Origin of the sequence: Allobosea sp. CS1GBMeth4 (assembly GCF_900185715.1) — a bacterium.
Classification (GTDB): Bacteria; Pseudomonadota; Alphaproteobacteria; order Rhizobiales; family Beijerinckiaceae; genus Allobosea.
The window spans coordinates 99,652-117,486 of sequence record NZ_FYAS01000002.1 but is presented as its reverse complement, the minus strand read 5'-3'; the positions used below and the strand labels follow the sequence as shown (position 1 = coordinate 117,486).

General features: G+C 68.3%; 16 protein-coding genes and 1 pseudogene. 9 read left to right on the top strand and 8 right to left on the bottom strand.

Annotated elements, in window-relative coordinates; genetic code table 11:
* Position 1: 1 nt before the first annotated feature.
* Positions 2-841 (bottom strand): PfkB family carbohydrate kinase, encoded by an 840-nt coding sequence (locus CS1GBM4_RS00590; protein WP_186416742.1) that lies wholly within the window; start codon positions 839-841, stop codon positions 2-4.
* 25 nt (positions 842-866) lie between these two features.
* Positions 867-1,880, bottom strand: coding sequence for an SIS domain-containing protein (locus CS1GBM4_RS00585; protein WP_186416741.1), 1,014 nt, complete (start codon positions 1,878-1,880; stop codon positions 867-869).
* A gap of 192 nt (positions 1,881-2,072) precedes the next feature.
* Here CS1GBM4_RS00585 and CS1GBM4_RS00580 point away from each other — a divergent pair, with 192 nt between their 5' ends.
* Both CS1GBM4_RS00580 and CS1GBM4_RS00575 read left to right on the top strand, forming a co-directional pair.
* Positions 2,073-2,819, top strand: coding sequence for a GntR family transcriptional regulator (locus CS1GBM4_RS00580; RefSeq protein ID WP_186416740.1), 747 nt, complete (start codon positions 2,073-2,075; stop codon positions 2,817-2,819).
* A gap of 70 nt (positions 2,820-2,889) precedes the next feature.
* Positions 2,890-4,212, top strand: a complete 1,323-nt coding sequence (locus CS1GBM4_RS00575) for an FAD-binding oxidoreductase (RefSeq protein WP_186416739.1) — start codon at positions 2,890-2,892, stop codon at positions 4,210-4,212.
* Positions 4,213-4,399: 187 nt separating this feature from the next.
* Here the strand turns inward: CS1GBM4_RS00575 and CS1GBM4_RS00570 are convergent, their stop codons facing one another.
* Positions 4,400-5,926 carry an ABC transporter substrate-binding protein gene (locus CS1GBM4_RS00570; RefSeq protein WP_186416738.1) on the bottom strand — a complete coding sequence of 509 codons (1,527 nt, stop codon included), beginning with the start codon at positions 5,924-5,926 and terminating at the stop codon, positions 4,400-4,402.
* Between the two features lie 276 nt (positions 5,927-6,202).
* Here CS1GBM4_RS00570 and CS1GBM4_RS00565 point away from each other — a divergent pair, with 276 nt between their 5' ends.
* The 7 genes from CS1GBM4_RS00565 (at position 6,203) to CS1GBM4_RS00535 (ending at position 13,923) form a co-directional block, all read left to right on the top strand.
* A complete protein-coding gene (locus CS1GBM4_RS00565) occupies positions 6,203-6,628 on the top strand; it encodes a RidA family protein (RefSeq protein WP_186416737.1) in 426 nt (141 codons plus the stop codon).
* Positions 6,629-6,638: 10 nt separating this feature from the next.
* The gene (locus CS1GBM4_RS00560; RefSeq protein WP_186416736.1) at positions 6,639-7,796 is read left to right on the top strand and encodes an FAD-binding oxidoreductase; all 1,158 of its coding nucleotides are present in this window, start codon (positions 6,639-6,641) and stop codon (positions 7,794-7,796) included.
* A gap of 12 nt (positions 7,797-7,808) precedes the next feature.
* Complete coding sequence (locus CS1GBM4_RS00555) at positions 7,809-8,522, top strand: SDR family NAD(P)-dependent oxidoreductase (RefSeq protein WP_186416735.1); 714 nt, start codon at positions 7,809-7,811, stop codon at positions 8,520-8,522.
* Between the two features lie 123 nt (positions 8,523-8,645).
* On the top strand, positions 8,646-10,199 hold the full coding sequence (locus CS1GBM4_RS00550) for an ABC transporter substrate-binding protein (protein ID WP_186416734.1): 1,554 nt from the start codon (positions 8,646-8,648) through the stop codon (positions 10,197-10,199).
* A gap of 55 nt (positions 10,200-10,254) precedes the next feature.
* Positions 10,255-11,193 carry an ABC transporter permease gene (locus CS1GBM4_RS00545; RefSeq protein WP_186416733.1) on the top strand — a complete coding sequence of 313 codons (939 nt, stop codon included), beginning with the start codon at positions 10,255-10,257 and terminating at the stop codon, positions 11,191-11,193.
* Between the two features lie 13 nt (positions 11,194-11,206).
* Entirely contained in the window at positions 11,207-12,097 is an 891-nt protein-coding gene (locus CS1GBM4_RS00540; RefSeq protein ID WP_186416732.1) for an ABC transporter permease, read from the top strand.
* Positions 12,094-13,923, top strand: coding sequence for an ABC transporter ATP-binding protein (locus CS1GBM4_RS00535; protein WP_186416731.1), 1,830 nt, complete (start codon positions 12,094-12,096; stop codon positions 13,921-13,923). The genes CS1GBM4_RS00540 and CS1GBM4_RS00535 overlap by 4 nt, the downstream gene beginning before the upstream one ends.
* Positions 13,924-14,057: 134 nt before the next feature.
* Here CS1GBM4_RS00535 and CS1GBM4_RS00530 read toward each other — a convergent pair.
* The 5 genes and pseudogenes from CS1GBM4_RS00530 to CS1GBM4_RS00510 form a co-directional block, all read right to left on the bottom strand.
* Positions 14,058-14,267: pseudogene (locus CS1GBM4_RS00530) on the bottom strand (amidase); the annotation flags it as partial.
* Between the two features lie 114 nt (positions 14,268-14,381).
* Complete coding sequence (locus CS1GBM4_RS00525; RefSeq protein WP_186416730.1) at positions 14,382-14,495, bottom strand: M81 family metallopeptidase; 114 nt, start codon at positions 14,493-14,495, stop codon at positions 14,382-14,384.
* Between the two features lie 227 nt (positions 14,496-14,722).
* Positions 14,723-15,640, bottom strand: a complete 918-nt coding sequence (locus CS1GBM4_RS00520) for a PepSY-associated TM helix domain-containing protein (protein ID WP_186416729.1) — start codon at positions 15,638-15,640, stop codon at positions 14,723-14,725.
* Between the two features lie 124 nt (positions 15,641-15,764).
* A complete protein-coding gene (locus CS1GBM4_RS00515; RefSeq protein WP_186416728.1) occupies positions 15,765-16,772 on the bottom strand; it encodes an NAD(P)-dependent oxidoreductase in 1,008 nt (335 codons plus the stop codon).
* On the bottom strand, positions 16,765-17,781 hold the full coding sequence (locus CS1GBM4_RS00510; RefSeq protein ID WP_186416727.1) for an NAD(P)-dependent oxidoreductase: 1,017 nt from the start codon (positions 17,779-17,781) through the stop codon (positions 16,765-16,767). The genes CS1GBM4_RS00515 and CS1GBM4_RS00510 overlap by 8 nt, the downstream gene beginning before the upstream one ends.
* Positions 17,782-17,835: the final 54 nt, after the last annotated feature.

The following is a 17,835-nucleotide window of genomic DNA, read 5'->3' as shown; positions in this document are numbered from 1 at the left end:
TTCAACCGAACGCCGTCTCTGCGGCGGCCGACCACGGCACGCCATGGCCGAAGCCGCCCTGATAGGCGCAGACCGTCGCGGCATTCGCCGCGCCCGCGGCCAGCGCCTCCGGAATGCTTTTCTCCTCCAGCACGGCCAGAAGAAACGCGGCGATGAAGCCGTCGCCGGCGCCCAGCGTATCGACGATGTCGGCCTCGGTGATCCCGCTCTGGTGGAATACCCCACCCGCCATCGCCAATGCGCCGCGCGCGCCGCGCGTCACCACCACGAGGCCGGGCCCGGCATCGGCACAGCAGCGAGCCAGATCGCGGCATTCGGCGTCGGAACCGGAGGGGAAGGACAGGAAGGCGATGTCGAGCGAGGGCAGCGTCGCCGCCAGATTGGCCTCCGTCCAACGCTCGGAGAAGTCATAGGAGAAACGGCGCACGGCACGACGGAGCGTCGCAAGCTCGCCGTCGAGTTCGCTGTAGACGCTCGAATGCACCAGATCGAAGGCCGCGACATAGGCAAGATCCTCGGGCGAGAACCGGCCCCATTGCCCACGCACCCCGTGCTGCGAGCGCAGGAAGCGGCGGTCATTGCCGTCATGACCGATGAAGGCGCGGGCATTGTCGCCGGCGAGGATGCGGCAGCGGCTGGTATCCACGCCCTCCCGGCGCAGGGCGTCGACGATCAGCATCCCGCCCTCGTCGGAGCCGAGACAGCCGAGATAACCCGTCTCGGCGCCGAGCCTGCGGGCCAGGACCGCGACATTGACCGCATTGCCGCCGGGGAATTGCAGGCCGCGATCGACATAGGTGTCGACCGTGTTGTCGCCGAGCCCGAGCAGCCTGCGGGTCATGAGCGCCTCCGCTCCATACCGAGATTCAGTACGCGACCTTCCACATGTAGCGGCGGGTCGAGAGCGGCTGATCGTGGAGCACCGACAAATGCGCCGCCATGCGCTTCAGCGCCGATTGGAGAATGTAGGGCGCGACGATCGGGCGGATCTCCGGCGCGATGCCCTTCATCGCGAAATCGCGCGAATCGTATTTCATCACGCGCCCGGCATGGGTGTCGCAGAACGCCGAGACGCGCTCCATCAGCGGGCGGCTCGGATCTTCCCCGCTGATCAGGATGAGCGGCGTGCTGCGGTCGATGATCTCGAACGGGCCGTGGAAGAACTCCGCCGCCTCGATCGGGTAGCTGTGCAGCCAGAGCATCTCCATCAGGATGCAGACCCCGAAGACATAGGCCGTGGTGAAGCCCGGCCCCGAGGCGACGTGATAGAAATTGCGGTCCTGCGCATAGAGGCGCGCATCGGCGGCGGCGCGCTCCTCGTTCTGCTCCGCGGCATCGCAGATCGCGCCGGGCAGCGCGTCGAGCGAGGAGACGAGCTTGTCGCCGAGCGGCCAGCCTTCCTTTTCCGCCATGACCCCGCCGACCAGCGCCTGCATCAGCATGAACATCGCCACGAAGGATTCGCTGGTCTCGCCGACGATGAAGCGTTCGGGAACGGATTGGCCCAGCGGCTTGTCGGCGTGCTGGCTGAACGCCACGACCTTGCAGGGCCTGTCCTTCAGGAACGCCGCGGCGGCGACCGTCTCCGGCGTGGTGCCGGATTTGGAAGCGAGCAGGACCAGCGTGCGGCCGTCGAGGCGCGGCGGATCGATCGCCATGAACTCCGCCGGGAAATAGCGGCGCACCTCGATGCCCGGGGAAAAATGCTCGAGCCAGTATGCGATGCCGAGCATGGCGCGGTTCGCCGAGCCGCAGGCGACGAGATAGATCCGGTCGATCTCCGGAGCGAGGCGGCGGCCGAGCGCGAAGGCCCGTGGCACGGCGGCGCGGGTCTGCGCGAGCCCCTCCTGCACGCGGGCACGATCGTAGGCGATGGACATGGAGAACGTCACTTCCAGGCGGCGAGGAATTGGTATACACCAATCACCTATACCAATGCCTGTCAACCATAGTCCAACCGGTCCGTGGATCAGCGCGATCGCGACGGATCTGCGGGTTTATGCGTCCGACAGGTGGAGCCGACACGATCTCCGCTATATGCGGAAGCGGGAAGCATCCGAGAGACGCCAGCCATGCGCGAACCCGTGAAGCGGGCCAAGCCGATCTACGTCGAGGTGCAGGATTATCTGCTCGATCTCATCAGCGGACCGGACTATGGCCCGGGCGACCGCGTCCCGTCCGAACGGGCGCTCGCCGATACGCTCGGCATCAACCGCATGACCGTGCGCAAGGCGATCGACAAGCTCGTCGACCGCAAGGTGCTGGAGCGCAACGGCACCAGCGGCACCCGCGTCCCGCTGGTCCAGGTGACGCGCCCGATCGAGGTGCACTCGACCCTCGGCATCACCCGCCTCATCCGCAATGCCGGCGGCGAGCCCGGCAACAAGCTGCTGCATTTCGGCGAGGAGAAGGCGACCGAGAGCATCGCACGTCGGCTCGACATCGCAGCCGGCTCCGACCTGATCATGTTCCGCCGGCTGCGCACGGTGAATGACGAACCGTTCTGCATCGAGACCAGCTACCTGCCGGCGGCGCGCTTCACCGGCCTCGTGGCGGAAGACCTCGTCGGCGGGCAGTCGCTCTACGAACTGCTGAAGGTCCGCTATGGCGTCGAGGCCAGCGCGCGCGACCGCGAGATCGGCGTCGGTATCGCGACGGAGCTGGAGGCCCGCTTGCTTCTGCTCCAGCCCGGTTCGCCCACTCTGGTCTTGAGGCTGGTGGCGCGCGACGGCGACGGCACGCCGATCGAATACATGAAATCGGTCAACCACCCCCACCACGTCGTCTTTCGCAACTCCACGCCGGCCCCACAGGACTGATCATGCCGCTGCCTGCCTTTCGCTCCCGGCCTGGGGCCGGGCTTTCGTCTCCGGCCGGGGAGCACATGTGATGGGCATCACGATCGAGACGATCGACGCCGACGCGACCCTGCCGAAGAGCAGCGACGTCGTCGTTATCGGCGGCGGCATCATCGGCATCATGACCGCGCTCTTCCTGGCGAGAGACGGAATCTCGGTCACGGTCTGCGAGAAAGGCGAGGTCGGCCATGAGCAGTCGGGCCGCAACTGGGGCTGGGTCCGGATCATGGGACGCGATCCCGGCGAGATTCCGCTCGGTCTCGAAAGCATGCGGCTCTGGACCGAGATGGACAGGCTCGTCGGCGGCGACACCGGCTTCACCCGCTCCGGCATCGTCTATGTGGCGGATACGCCGGCCAAGCTAGCCGAGCACGAGGCCTGGCTCGACCATGCCAGGCAATACCAGCTCGACTCCCGGCTGCTGAGCTCGCGCGAGATCGAGAGCACCCTGCCCGGCTGCAGGCGCGCCTTTGCCGGGGCGCTGTTTACACCGAGCGATGCGCGGGCCGAGCCGCAAAAGGCCGTGCCGGCCATGGCGCGCGCGCTGCGCCGTCATGGCGGCACTGTGCTGACGCGCTGCGCCGTGCGCGGCATCGAGACCACGGCCGGCCGCGTCAGCGCCGTGGTGACGGAACGCGGCCCGATCGCCTGCTCCCAGATCGTGCTCGCGGGCGGGGCCTGGTCGCGCCTCTTCCTCGGCAATCTCGGCATCGACTTCCCGCAGCTCAAGGTCCTCGGCTCGGTCCTGCGCACCGAACCGCTCGACGGCCCGCCGACCCATGCCGTCGGCGGCTCGGACTTCGCCTTCCGCAAGCGTCAGGACGGCGGCTACACCATCGCCCATCGCGGCGCGAGCACCGCCGAGATCGTGCCGGACTCGTTCCGCCTGTTCGGTGATTTCCTGCCTTCGCTGCTGAAGCAGCGGCATGAGCTCAGATTGCGTCTCGGGGCGCGCTTCCTGGAAGAGGCGCGGACTCGGCGGCGCTGGGCTCTCGACGAGGTGACGCCTTTCGAGTGCATGCGCGTGCTCGATCCGGCGCCGGTAGGCAAGATCCTGAAGGAAGGGCAGGCCAATCTGATCAAGGCCTTTCCGGCTTTCGCGGGCCTGAAGATCGTGGAGGCCTGGGGCGGCTTCATCGATGCGACGCCCGATGCCGTGCCGGTGATCGGCGAAGTGCCGCGCCTGCCCGGCTTCTTCATCGCCAGCGGCTTCTCCGGCCATGGATTCGGCATCGGGCCGGGCGCCGGGCGGCTCATCGCCGATCTCGTCAGGGGCGCCACGCCGCTGATCGACGCCAGGCCTTTCCGGCTCGAGCGCTTCGCCCGGCTGGAACGCACGACCAGGGTCGCCTGAGGGCGGCCGGCTTCCCTTCAGCCCTCATCGCGAGGAGCCGCGCCCTCCCCTTGCGGGAGACGGTGGCTCGGCGAAGCCGGGGCGAATGACGGGTCGCGCGACATCTCCGTCATGCTCGCCCTTGTGGCGAGCGTCCACACGTGGAAGCCTCGCGCCCGCATCACGTAGCCAAGCCGGAGCGATCAGGTCAGCCCAGCGAGGTCTCTTCCAGCGAATAGGCCGAAAAGAAATTCGTCCCGCCCGGCAGAGCCTTGAAGCCGGTCACGCCCTTGACCATGCCATAACCCTGGGAGCGCCAGGCGAGACCGACGAGGGGCGCCTGCTCCAGCGCGAGCTTCTCGAGCTCGGCATAGATGGCCTTTCGCCTGGCGAGATCGAACTCGGCGCGTCCCTTGGCGAAAAGGGCGTGGATCTCCGGCGTCGGCAGACCGAAGCTGCGCGAGATGTTCGGCGGCAATTCGCCGTCGAGCAGCGGTGCGAGCCCGTCCGGATCGTTGTTGTCGGCCGTCGTGCCCTGGACGCAGAATTCGTAGCGGCCCTTGCCGCCGAGATCGACGCGCGAGGCCCAGTCCGGCAGGTTGAGTTTCACGTCGATGCCGATCTCGCCGAGATGGGCCTGCACCACCTCGGCCGTCGATTTGTGCATGCCGTATTGCGCCGTCGAGAGCAGCGTGCAGGAGAAGCCCTTCGGAACGCCGGCCTCCGCCATCAGCTTCCTGGCCCTGTCGGGATCATAGCTCCAGAATTTCGCCCGCCCGGCATCATGATAAGGGCTGGTGTCGGGGATCGGGATGCCCTGGAGCGGCGTGCCGCGTCCGAAGAAGGCAGCCTGGACGATATCCTCGCGCCGGATGGCGAAACCGACCGCCTGGCGCAGGCGCGGATCCTTGAACGGCCCGCTGGTGCCGTTGAAGTTCAGACCCATGAAGGGGCCGTTGGCCGCAGCGAGATGAAGGCGCGGATCCTTCTCGATCGCCGCCATGTGCTGCCAGGGCACATATTCGATCAGATCGACATCGCCGGCCTGGAGCGCGGCGACGCGCAGGTTCTCATCAGCATAGGCCGTGAGCTTGATGCCGGCGAGCCTGGGCAGGCCCGGCTTGTAGTATTTGTCGAAGGCCGCGACCTCGATCGACACGCCGCGCTCCTGGTCCTTGACCACGAACGGACCCGCGCCGACGCCGAGGCCGCGCCCCTCGATCGAGTCCCTGGCGATGATCGGCGCGTGCGGGCTGGCCAGCCAGATCGGCAGCGTCACCGTCGGCTGCTTCATGACGATACGGACGGTGCGGGGATCGGGCGTCTCGATCGTCTCGATGCCGCCGAACTCGGCCCTGAGGAAGGCGGTGGAATTCGGCGCGGCGATCTGCTCCAGCGTCCATTTGACGTCGTCGGCCGTCACCGGCTTGCCGTTATGGAAGCTCGCCTGCCTCAGCTTGAAGATCCAGCCGGTCGGCCCGTCCTGCGTCCAGGATTCCGCGAGCTCGGGCCGGACCTCGCCCTTTTCGTCGAAACCGGTCAGGCCGCGGAAGATCAGCAGCTTCACGGTCAGCGCGGCGGTGCCCGTATGGACCCATGGCTGCAGGCTCGGCGGAAAGCTCGACAGGCCGAAGCGCAGGACCTTCCTCGCTGGCGTCTGGGCGAAGGCGGAGGCCGTAACCAAGGGAAAGCTGGTTCCGGCGGCGAGAAGGGCACGGCGCGAAATCATCGTCATCGGAGATCCCCTTGCTGGCGGCCAGGGAACAGCATGGATTGGTGTATACCAAACGTCAATCGCGTCCTCGCTCGGAGGTGGTGCGCGTCATTTTCGGCGCGAGCGCCGTATCGGGTCCCCTACGGTTTCCACGCACCCTTGTCGCCGACGTGCCTTGACAGCGTCGAACGGCTTAAGTGGTATACACCAATCATGTCGGCACCGCGCGGGCAAGCGATCGCCGACGCATGGTGGAAGCCGCCATGCCGCGCCGACCATGCCTGAATGGAGATCCGCATGAGCGAGATCATCAAAGTCAAATCCGGGAGCAAGTACGAGGATCTGAACAGCTACTCGCGGCTGGTGGTCGCCGGCGACATGATCTTCGTCTCCAACACGGCCGGGCGGAACTATAAGACCCGCGCCATCGCCAGCGACGCCAGGGGCCAGGCCGAGCAGGCCTTCCGCAATATCGAGGGCGCGCTCGCCGCCGTCGACGCCTCGCTCGCGGACGTCGTCGCGATCAGGGTTTTCGTGCCGGACATCGCCGACATGGAGGCGGTCGGCGAGGTCGTCGGACGCAAGTTCCGGGGCATCGACCCCGCCAACACCACGACCTGCACGCCGCTCGGCCAGCCTGAGCTCAAGGTCGAGTTCGAGGTGACGGCCTATCGCCGCCGGTCGGACGAAGCCGAAAAGCGCATCAGCGTCGATCTCTCCTGAGGCTGTCGACATGCCGGACGTCGTCATCGTCGGAGGCGGGATCAGCGGCACGGCCGCAGCCTACGAGATCGCGCGCGCCGGTCATTCGGTGACATTGTTCGAGGCCCGCAGCCTCGCGGCCATGGCGTCCGGCTGGACCCTGGGAGGCGTCAGGCAATCCGGGCGCGACCCGGCCGAGCTGCCGCTGGCGAAGGCCGCCGTCGAACGCTGGGGTGGGCTCGACGAGGAGCTCGACGCGGCGACCGGCTACCGCCGGCGCGGCAATCTGCGGCTTGCGCGGACGGAAGCCGAGATCGAGGTGATCCGCGAACTGGTCGTCGAGCAGCGCAAGCTCGGGCTCGCCATCGACTATCTGCCGGACAATGCGGCGATCAGGGCGATCGCACCGGCCATCGGCTCGTCGATCCTCGCCGCCTCGTTCTGCCCGGGCGACGGCCATGCCGACCCGGTTCCGGTGGTGCGGGCTTTCGCAGCGGCTGCCGCACGTCATGGCGCGACCATCCGTGACGGCACCGGCGTAAGGGCGCTGCAGCGAACCGGCGACAGGGTCACGGGCGTCGAAACCGCCAGCGGCGAGATCGTCTCGGCCGACCAGGTGATCGTCGCGACCGGCATCCATGCACCCGAACTGCTCACGCCGCTGGGGCTCGATCTGCCGCTGCGGGTCAAGCTCGTCTGTGTCCTGCAGAGCGTACCACTGCCGCCGCTGTTCGAGCAGGTCTTCGGCGTCGCCAATGCCGATTGCGCCGGCCGGCAGGAGGTCGACGGGCGCCTGCGCGTCACCACCGGCATCGGCGACTGGCCCTTTGAGCCGGCCTCCTGGACATTGGATGCGCTGGCGCCGCGCGCGGCGGACATCACCGCTCTGATCGCGCGGGTGACGCAGGTGCTTCCGGCTGCCGCCGATGCGGGGATCGCGCGCCTCTGGGGCGGCTTGATCGACCTCACGCCGGATGCGCTGCCGGCGATCGACGCCCATACCGGCCTCGACGGCTTGATCGTCGCGGCCGGCTTCTCGGGCCATGGCTTCGGCATCGGTCCGGTCACCGGCGAAATCCTCGCCGATCTTGCGCTGTCGAAGCAGCCGCGCTTCGATCTCAGCCCGTTCAGGCTGGACCGCTTCGCACGTGAACCGGCGGCGGGCGCCGCGCTGACGCTGCACGGCTAGAGGACATGGCAGATGCTTGCCCCCATTGGACGCGTCATTCTGATCTCGGGCGCCAATCGGGGCATCGGCCGCGCGGTCGCCGAGGCGCTGCATGAGCAGGGCTACAGCCTGAGCCTGGGCGGGCGCGACCTCGGCTCGCTCCGGACCATGAGCGCGGGCTGGGATCCAGGCCGTGTCCATATCGCGCGCTACGACGCACAGGACTGGACGAGCCACCGCGCCTGGACCGATGCCGCGATCGCGCGCTTCGGCCGGATCGACGGCCTCGTCAACAATGCCGGCATGCACAGCGCCATGACCTTGCACAAGCCGGACGAGGCCGAACTCGATGCGATCTGGGCGGTGAACTGCAAGGGCCCGCTCAACCTGATCCATTGCGCGCTGCCGCATCTGGAGGCGAGCGGCACGGGCCGCATCGTCAACGTCGCCTCGATGTCGGGCAAGCGCGTGCGCAACGACCACGTCGCCTACAACATGGCGAAGCACGCGATGATCGCGCTGAACCATGCGGCGCGGCGCGTCGCCTGGGACAAGGGCGTCCGCGCGACCGCGCTCTGCCCCTCCTTCGTGCGGACCGACATGACGGCAGCGAGCACGGCGCTCACGCCCGAAGCGATGACCCAGCCGGCCGATCTGGCGCAGCTGGTTGCCACGCTCCTCGCGCTGCCCAACAATGCCTCGGTCGCGGAATTGCTGGTCAATTGCAGGCTGGAGGACATGCTCTAGGCGCGCTGACCGAGGGACAAGGACAGGACAGGCTTCGCGCTCCGGACGGATCGTCGTCCTGCTCGCCATCACCGGCACAAGGCCGGGACCGCCGATACCCAACAAGAACGCAGGGGAACAGCAATGAAACGAACCGGATCGACCGTCGCCGCCATGCTGGCAGGCGCGCTGCTGGCGACGCCCGCATTGGCGCAGAAGACGGTGCTGACCGTCGGCATGCAGAGCTCCGATGCCGGCGTGCTCGACCCCCATCTGAATTCCGGCACGCCCGGCAAGGCGCTGCTGAACTGGATGTTCAACGGGCTGGTACGGATCAAGCCCGGCGAACTCTCGCCCGAATTCATCGAGCCTGATCTCGCCGAGAGCTGGACCGCCTCGGCGGACGGCAAGGAATGGACCTTCAAGCTGCGCCAGGGCGTGCAGTGCCATCACGGCTATGGCGAGTTCACCTCGGCAGACGCGGTCTATTCGCTGAACCGGGCCGCAACCAAGGAAAGCTCGGCCTTCTCGTCGGATTATGGCGCCTTCGACAAGGTCGAGGCCCCCGACAAATACACCGTCAAGATCACGCTGAAGCAGGCGGTTCCGAGCCTGCTCGGCATCGTCATGAACTACCATGGCGGCAACATGGTCTGTAAGAAGGCCGCCGAGGAACTGGGCAAGGACGGCTTCGCCAAGAAGCCTGTCGGCACCGGCCCGTTCATGTTCTCCGAATATGTGCCGCAGCAATACGCCAAGCTCGTCGCCAACCCGGACTACTTCCGGGGCAAGCCGAAGCTGACCGAGATCCTCTACCGCTTCATCCCGTCGGATTCCTCGCGCGACCTCGCCTTCCAGTCCGGCGAGCTCGACATGATGCTCGGCCGGCAGGAGCAGGCCTGGGTCGACCGCATGAATGCCCTGCCCGGCGTCAAGGTGGTGGCGATGGGCCCGGCCGAAATGTCGGTGCTGCACCTCAATATGAGCCAGCCGCCGCTCGACAACCTCAAGGTTCGCCAGGCGATCGCCCATGCGATCGACCGCAACGCGATCTGGCAGTTCCGCGGCAAGAACATCTCGCGCCCAGCCGTCTCGGTGGTGCCTTCGGGCTATCTCGGCACGGACGAGAAGGCGGCTCTGCTGCCCTTCGACCTCGCCAAGTCGAAGGCGCTGCTGGCGGAAGCCGGCTTTCCCAACGGGGTCACGATCAAGACCATCAACACGACGCTGCCCTCGATGCTCAGCTTCACCGAGGCGACGCAGGCGCTGCTGAAGCGGGCGGGCATCACGCTGGAGATCCAGCCGGTGGAGCATGCCACCTTCCACCAGCAGATCCGGCAGGACCTGTCGCAGGTCGTGCATTTCCAGGCGGCGCGCTTCCCCGTCGCGGATGTCTATCTCTCGCAGTTCTTCCACTCGCGCGCGATCGTGAAAACCCCGACGGCGGTGACGAACTTCTCGCACTGCAAGGTCGCCGATGCCGAGATCGACGCGGCCCGTTCGGAGGCCGACAAGGCCAGGCAACTCGCGCTCTGGAAGACGGCGCAGGAGAAGATCATCAGGGAAGTCTGCGCGATCCCCGTCAACGAGATGATGCAGCTCTGGGCCTACAAGGACAGCCTCGACCTCGGCTACGAGCTCAAGGCCTCGCTGAATCTCGGCCCGCCGGTGCTCGAGACCACGCGCTTCACCAAGTGACCCCGGGGAGCGGCCCTGAGACGGCCGCTCCCTTTCTCTCGCTTGCGGCGGCATCATGGGCGCCTTCCTCGTCAAACGGCTCGGCTTCGCCGTCGTCACGCTCTGGGCGGTGCTCTCGCTCGTCTTCGTCGTGGTGCGGATCGTGCCGGGCGACCCGGCGCAGGTCATTCTCGGCGACCAGGCCGATGCGACCGCGATCGCTGCGATGCGCACCAGGCTGGGGCTCGATGCCCCGGTGATCGAGCAATACTGGACCTTCCTCTCCGGGGCCCTGCGGGGCGACTGGGGCGTGTCGCTGGTCACCGGCCGGCCGGTCATCCAGGAGATCCTCGCCGTCCTGCCCTGGACCATCGAGCTGACGCTGATCTCGATGGCGATCGGCGTCGCGATCGGCGTGCCGCTCGGGGTCTGGGCCGCGGTCAATCGCAACCGGATGCCGGACTATGTGACGCGCATCGCCTCGCTGCTCGGCCTGTCCTTTCCGCCCTTCGTCTCGGCGATCATCCTGCTGATCGCCTTCGCGATCATGCTGCGCTGGTTCCCGGTGATCAGCGCCGGCTCCGGCTCTCTCTCGGCCTGGTTCCAGGCGATGGCGCTGCCGGCGCTCAATCTCGGCCTGATCATGGCCGCCTACATCACCCGCGTCGCCCGCTCGGCCATGCTCGAGGTGCTGCAGGAGGACTATGTCCGCAGTGCACGGGCCAAGGGCGTGCCCTGGCGCGTCGTGGTCTGGAAGCACGCGCTGCGCAACGCGCTGATCCCGGTCATCACCATCGTGGGCCTGTATCTCGGCATCCTGATCGGCAATTCGGTGCTGACGGAGATCGTCTTCAACCGCCCCGGTCTCGGCAAGCTGATCATCGGCGCGCTGAACCAGCGCGACTACACCATGCTGCAGGGCATGATGGTGATCTACACGCTGATCGTCGTGCTGGTGAACATCGCCACCGATCTGACCTATGCCCTCGTCGATCCAAGAGTGAAGCTGTCATGAGGGCGAAGCTGTCATGAGCACCTCGGTCCATGATGCCGGCCAGGCTGCGCCGCCGCGCCTGCGCTGGCTTTCGGCCACGATCGGCGCCTTCAACGCCAACAAGACGTCCTGGGTCGGGCTCGTCATCGTCGTCGCAGTGGTCCTGGCCGCGGTGTTCGCGCCGGTCATCGCCCCGCATGACCCGCTCGAGCAGGACATCCTGTCACGCCTCCAGCCACCGCATGACGATTTCTATCTCGGCACGGATTATTTCGGCCGCGACATCCTCTCCCGCCTGCTCTACGGGGCGCGCATCTCGCTGGTCATCGGTGTCGCCTCGACGGTGATCGCACTGGTGCTCGGCTCGCTGATCGGCATCCTCGCCGGCTGGTACGGCGGCAAGTTCGATGTCGTCGTGATGCAGACGATGGACATCCTGCTCGCCTTCCCCTCGCTCATCCTCGGCCTGATCCTGGTCGCGATGCTCGGCCCCTCGATGGAGAACATCATCGTCGCGATCGCGCTGACCTCGATTCCCTCCTTTGCCCGCATCGCCCGGGCGCCGACGATCTCGGTCAAGGAGCGCGACTATATCGAGGCCGGTCGGGCGCTGGCCTTCTCCGACGTCCGGATCATGGCAGGCCACATCCTGCCCAACATCTTCCCCGAGATCCTGGTGATGGGCTCGCTCTGGCTCGCCAACGCGATCCGCACCGAGGCCTCGCTCGCCTTTGTCGGGCTCGGCGTGAAGCCGCCGATCCCGACCTGGGGCGGCATGATCCGCGAGGGCTTCGAAAACATCCTCGACAGCTACTGGCTGGTGCTGGCGCCGAGCATCGCCATCCTGATCATCGTCTTCGCGCTCAACATCCTCGGCGACGGCCTGCGCGACGCCATCGACCCCAGGCTGAAGGGCGAACGATGAGCGGCCGCCCCGTCCTTTCCGTCGAGAACCTGCAGACGGCCTTCCGCGTCGGCGGCCAGTGGCGCTGGGCGATCGAGGATCTGAGCTTCGACATCGCTCCGCGCGAGACCGTCGCGATCGTCGGCGAATCCGGCTCGGGCAAATCCGTCACCGCGCTCTCGATCATGCGGCTGGTCTCGGCCGCCAATGGCCGAATCCAGGGCAGGATCGCGCTCGAAGGCCGCGACCTGCTGGCGCTCTCCGAGGAAGAGATGCGCAAGGTCCGTGGCAACGACATCGCGATGATCTTCCAGGAGCCGATGACGAGCCTGAACCCGGTTCTGACCGTCGGCCACCAGATCTGCGAGGCGCTGCGCTATCATCGCGGGCTCGACAGAGCGGCCGCCGAGGCCGAGGCGCTGCGCATGCTGGAGAAGGTGCGCATCCCCTCCGCCAGGACCCGCTTCGCCAATTATCCCCACCAGCTCTCGGGCGGCATGCGCCAGCGCGTGATGATCGCGACCGCGCTTGCCTGCAAGCCGAAACTCCTGATCGCGGACGAGCCCACCACCGCGCTCGACGTGACGATCCAGGCGCAGATCCTCGAACTGATCAAGACATTGCAGGACGAGGAGGGCATGTCGGTTCTCTTCATCACCCACGACATGGGCGTCGTCGCCGAGATCGCCGACCGCGTCGTGGTGATGTGGAGGGGCCGCAAGCTCGAGGATGCGCCCGCGGCGCAGGTCTTCGACCAGCCGGTGCACGGCTATACCAGGGCGCTGCTCGCCGCGGTTCCCAGGCTCGGCGACATGGAGGGGCATGGCAGGCCGTTGCGCTTCCCCCATATCGATCCCGACCATGGCGAGGTGCACGGCAAGCCGGTCGAGGCCGCCGATACGGTCAGGGCCGACGAGGCCCCGCTCCTCGAGGTCGCCGGGCTGACGACGCGCTTCGGCATTCGCGGCGGGCTGCTCGGGCGGCTGCGCGGCCGGGTCCATGCGGTCGAGAACGTCTCCTTCACGCTGCAGCGCGGCGAGACGCTGGCGCTGGTCGGCGAATCCGGCTGCGGCAAGTCGACGACGGGGCGCTCGATCCTGCGGCTGATCGAGCCCACCGCCGGCACGGTGCGCTTCGAGGGCCGGGACGTCACCGCCTTCGGCAAGAGCGACTTGCTCGGCGCCCGCCGCGACATGCAGATGATCTTCCAGGATCCGTTCGCCAGCCTCAATCCGCGCAAGAGCGTCGGCGCCGCCATCGCCGAGCCGATCGTCGTCCATGGCCTCGCCCGCGGCGCGGAAGCGAAGGAGCGTGTCGACGAGCTGATGCGTCGTGTCGGCCTGTCGCCAGCCATGGGGACGCGCTTCCCGCACGAATTCTCGGGCGGCCAGCGCCAGAGGCTCGCCATCGCCCGGGCCCTGGCGCTGTCGCCCAAGCTGGTCGTGGCAGACGAGGCCGTCTCGGCGCTGGACGTCTCGGTCAAGGCGCAGGTGCTCAACCTGATGCTCGACCTGCAGGCGGAATTCGGCCTCGCCTATCTCTTCATCTCGCATGACATGGCGGTGGTCGAGCGTGTCAGCCACCGTGTCGCGGTGATGTATCTCGGCGAGATCGTCGAGCTCGGCCCGCGCGAAGCGGTGTTCGCCAATCCACTGCATCCCTATACGCGAAAGCTGCTCTCGGCAGTGCCGGTGCCGGACCCGGCGCGCCGATCCTTACGCCGCGAGCTGGCGGTCGACGAGATCCCGAGCCCGATCCGCCCGCTCGACTGGCGCGCCCCGGCTCAGGCGCTGATCGAGGTCGCGCCCGGCCATTTCGTCAGACGGCGACCGGAACCAAGTCCGTGAAGGCACCCTCCGAAACCGGCGATGCAAGCGGATCGGTCCGTCATCAGGATCGGTAAGACGGTCCGAGATTCGGCCTGCGCGCTCGCCTCATGGCTTGCGCTGCAGCCCCGGCTGCGGGCCGTGCATTATCCGGCCTGCGGCAGCACCCAGTCGACATGGTGGCCGAGTCCTTCGAGGAAGCGCCCGGCCTTCTCCAGCTCGGCGACGATCGCTGGTGTGGCGCGGTAGTCGCCCCCTTCATGCGAGAGGGCGATGCGCAGACGGCCCGGATCGCGCTCGATGAGCTGCGTATAGGGCTCGGGCGCGGTCCAGTAGGGCATGAACTCGCCCGGTGCGCCGCCGCGGCTCACCGCTGCGCACCCACTCGGCGAGGCCGACCGCGTCATGGGAGGTCCATTCCCTCCCAGCTCATCGCCAGGGTCATGACGTCGTCTCCAGCGCGTCGTCGAGTGCCCGCTTCAGACCTCGCCGGTGGCGAAGTCGGCTTGCTGGAAGGCGGCCATCCCCGCTCTGCTCGGTGCGAAGGTGTTGGTCTCATGCAGGAAACCGCCGAAAGCGATGCGGCTGGACATCGAAGGCTCCGATCGGGAAGCGCCGAGGTAAACACGCCGCGTCGTGCTGACCAAGTGTGAAATTTCACCGCGACTGCCCGGATCTTGAACTTGCAATCGCCGAATTCGCACAAGCCCGTTCTGCCGCAGATCGGCTGCAACGACGGCTTCGCTCCACGCCCCTGTGATCGCTCGGTGGATGCAGCGAGCCGGTGCGGTTGCAGGAGACGGCCGTGACGATCGCGCGCTCAGCCCGGCACCGCGGCGCCGTTGGGCAGCCGCGGCCGGCGCTTGCGGAACCGCCGCTTCGCCCAGAGCAGCAGGCCGCTCCCCCACAGGCCGACCAGCACGATCGACAGGATCGCGTTGAGCGCGGAGCCGAGCACGGCGTGCCAGTTGCCCTCGTGCAGGGCGCGGGACCAGTTCACCGCGGCCGGCTGCAGGGCGTCCTTCGTCACGACATAGCTGGTCAGCCGGTTGCCGTCATAGATCCGCGCCAGCAGCCGGCCACCGCGCGTCCGCAGCGAGGTCAGCCCGGCGAGATCGTGATCGCGCGCGATCGCCGTGACGGCCGCGCGGATCGGCACGCGCTCGCCGCGCGGCCCAGCCGTCACACCGCCCGTGCCGACGCCAATGGCGATGAAGAGACCGGTCAGCGGGCTGAGCACGATCAGCGGCAGGCAGATCCAGGCCGCGCCGGCATGCCATCCTCCGAGCGAGTTGCGCAGGCGCGGCAAGCCCATGGCGACGCCGAGCCCAGCGAGGACGAGCATCGCGGCGGTGCTCGCCGTGACCAGCCAGCCGAGATCGAGCAGGAGCCGTTCGTGCAGGCCGCGCGCGAAGCCGAACCATTCGGCGAAGCCGTCGGCCTCGACCTCCTCGCCGGTTGCGATTCCGACATCGACCACCTCGTCCTCGCCGACGCCCGACAGGCGGACGACCTGGTCATAGGTCCGGACCGACAGCCCGGTCGCCTTGCCGGCTGGATCGAAACGGTCGAGGAAACCGAGCAGCCGGGCTTCGGTCAGCGGCGCGGCCGGCGCCACGCGCTGGGCCAGCGGCTCGACCGAGAGGACGAGTCCCGACAGGATGACGCCGAGCAGCGGCAGGGCGAAGACGAGCGTGATCCAGCGATGCACGCGGAGCAGACAGGGCTTCAGTCCCATCCTGGAATCCTTCCAATCTGTCGCCGCGCCGGACCTTGCGCCGATCCCGCCCTCCGGACAAGCGACTGCGACGTCGCAGGCGGGACGCGCTCGCGCGCCCCGGCGCCGCCCGCGCGAGCGCCCGTCACCCCTCGCGCATCGCGATGCCGAACCCCGCCAGCCGCCGCATCAGATGGCCGGTGTCCACCAGCGTCTCCGGCAGGTGCAGCCCCGAGGTCGGCCGCTCCTTGCCGGCGAGGCCGAACAGGCCCTCGATCACCACGGCGATGCCCTTGGCGCTGAGCGCGGCATAGCCGTCCGGATCGACCAGCTCCCAGCGGAAACGGCCTTCGCGGCCGTCGCGGCGCCTGCCGGCGATCTCGATGACGACCTCGTGCGAAGGGCCTTCGCCGCGCCGGGAGCTCGCCGTCAGCCCCTCGGCGAAGTCGACGCGCAGGCTTCCCGCCGGGCTCGCCGCCAGGCTGAAGACGTCGACCAGGCCGACCGTCGCGCCCGCGTGTCCGTGCCCGCCGACGCCGATGAAGCGGCGCTGCGTTCGCGGCGGCCCGATCCAGCGCCAGAGCCCCTCCGACTTGACCAGCGGCGCCGGGCCGATGGCGCCGATGCGCTCCATGTCCTGCTGCGAGGCCGCCCCCAGCGGATCGGCCGGATCGAAGACGAGACCGATCTCGATCGCTTCGATGCGCTCGAAATCGGCGGCGGCATGCAGGGCCGCGAGCGCCGGCACCGAGCCCATGCCGTGGCCGAGCAGGACGACGGGCGCGGCGTCCGGCCGGCGGATGAAGCCGGCGAGCGCCGGACCGACCTCGAAGACGCCGTCCGAGAGCGCGACATAGGCCGCGCCCCGCGACGCCGCCCAGCTCTGCGTGCGCAGCGACAGGTCGCGCAGGGCCGTCAGCACCACGGCCGGCTTCAGATCGGCCGGAAGGCCGAGATCGGCGCGCTCGAGATCGAGCGGCGCGGCGACGGCTTCGCCGAGCGCGGCGGCGAGCGCCTCCGCCCTCGCCGCGTCGCGGCCGGCGATCACCAGCGGCAGCGCGGGATGGAGCCGGCGCAGGGTGCGGGCCGTGCGCGAGCCGACGCTGCCATAGCCGCCCAGGATCAGGACCTGGCCGAACCGGGGGTCAGCCATGAGCTCCGGCCTCCGTGAAGACCGCGCCGAACTCCTTCATCCGGGCGACGTAATAGGCGGGATCGATGATGCCGTCGGGGAAATAGAGGCCCGGCCCCAGCGCCTCGCCGCCAGACAGGCCGAGCGCGCGCTCGGTCGCGAGCGCCACCCCGAGCGCCGTCAGCGGCGCCTGTCCCTGCGGATGCACGACCTCGTAGCGCCGCGAGCCCGGCTCGCCGGACTGCAGCACGCCCTCGATCGCGATCACGCTCTCGGTCGAGAACGGCTCTCCGCGCCGCCGGCTGGCCGAGACGTCGAAGGCGAGATCGAAGCGGATCGTCTTCGCGCCGGTGGCGGTCGCGAGGCTGAGGACATCGAGCGGGCCATAGGCCTGGGCCGGCAGTTCGACGCCGTCGACGCTGCGATAGCGCGCCTCGGCGTCCTCGCCGACAATCCAGGCGAAGCGGCCATCCTTCACCGTCAATGTCGCCGCGCCGGCCGCAGTGATCCGCTCATAATCGGCCCAAGCGGCCTGCCCGCCCATGTCCTGCTCGTCGAGCAGCACGCCGACATGGATCCTGTCGACCGAGCGGAAGGCCCTGGCATAGTCCAGCGTCGGGAACAGCGCTGCGCCGGCGAGCCATTGGCTGGCGAGCACGACCGGCGCCGCCTGCGGCGCATGGATGAAGCCGGCCGCCTCGATGCCGATCTCGAAGGCGCCGCTGGAGACGCTGAGATGCGGGATGCCGTGGCGCTGGGCATAGGCGAGCGCATGGCTCCAATCGTCCTTGACGAAGACGATGACGGCACTGAAGCGCGCATCGCCCGGCAAGCCGAGATCGGGCTTCGACAGGTCGGCGGCGAGCGCCTCGACGCCGAGCTTTCCGGCGACGGCCTGCGCCCTGGCGAGGTCGCGGCCGGCGATGGCCACCGGCAGGTCCGGATGCAGGCGGCGCAGCATCGCGGCGGCCTGGCTGCCGACGACGCCGGAGCCGCCGATGACGAGGACGGGGTGTGGGATGCTGGGCATGTGGGAGCACTCCTGACGGGGCCGGCGGTTTGCGGCCATATTACTACTAATAGT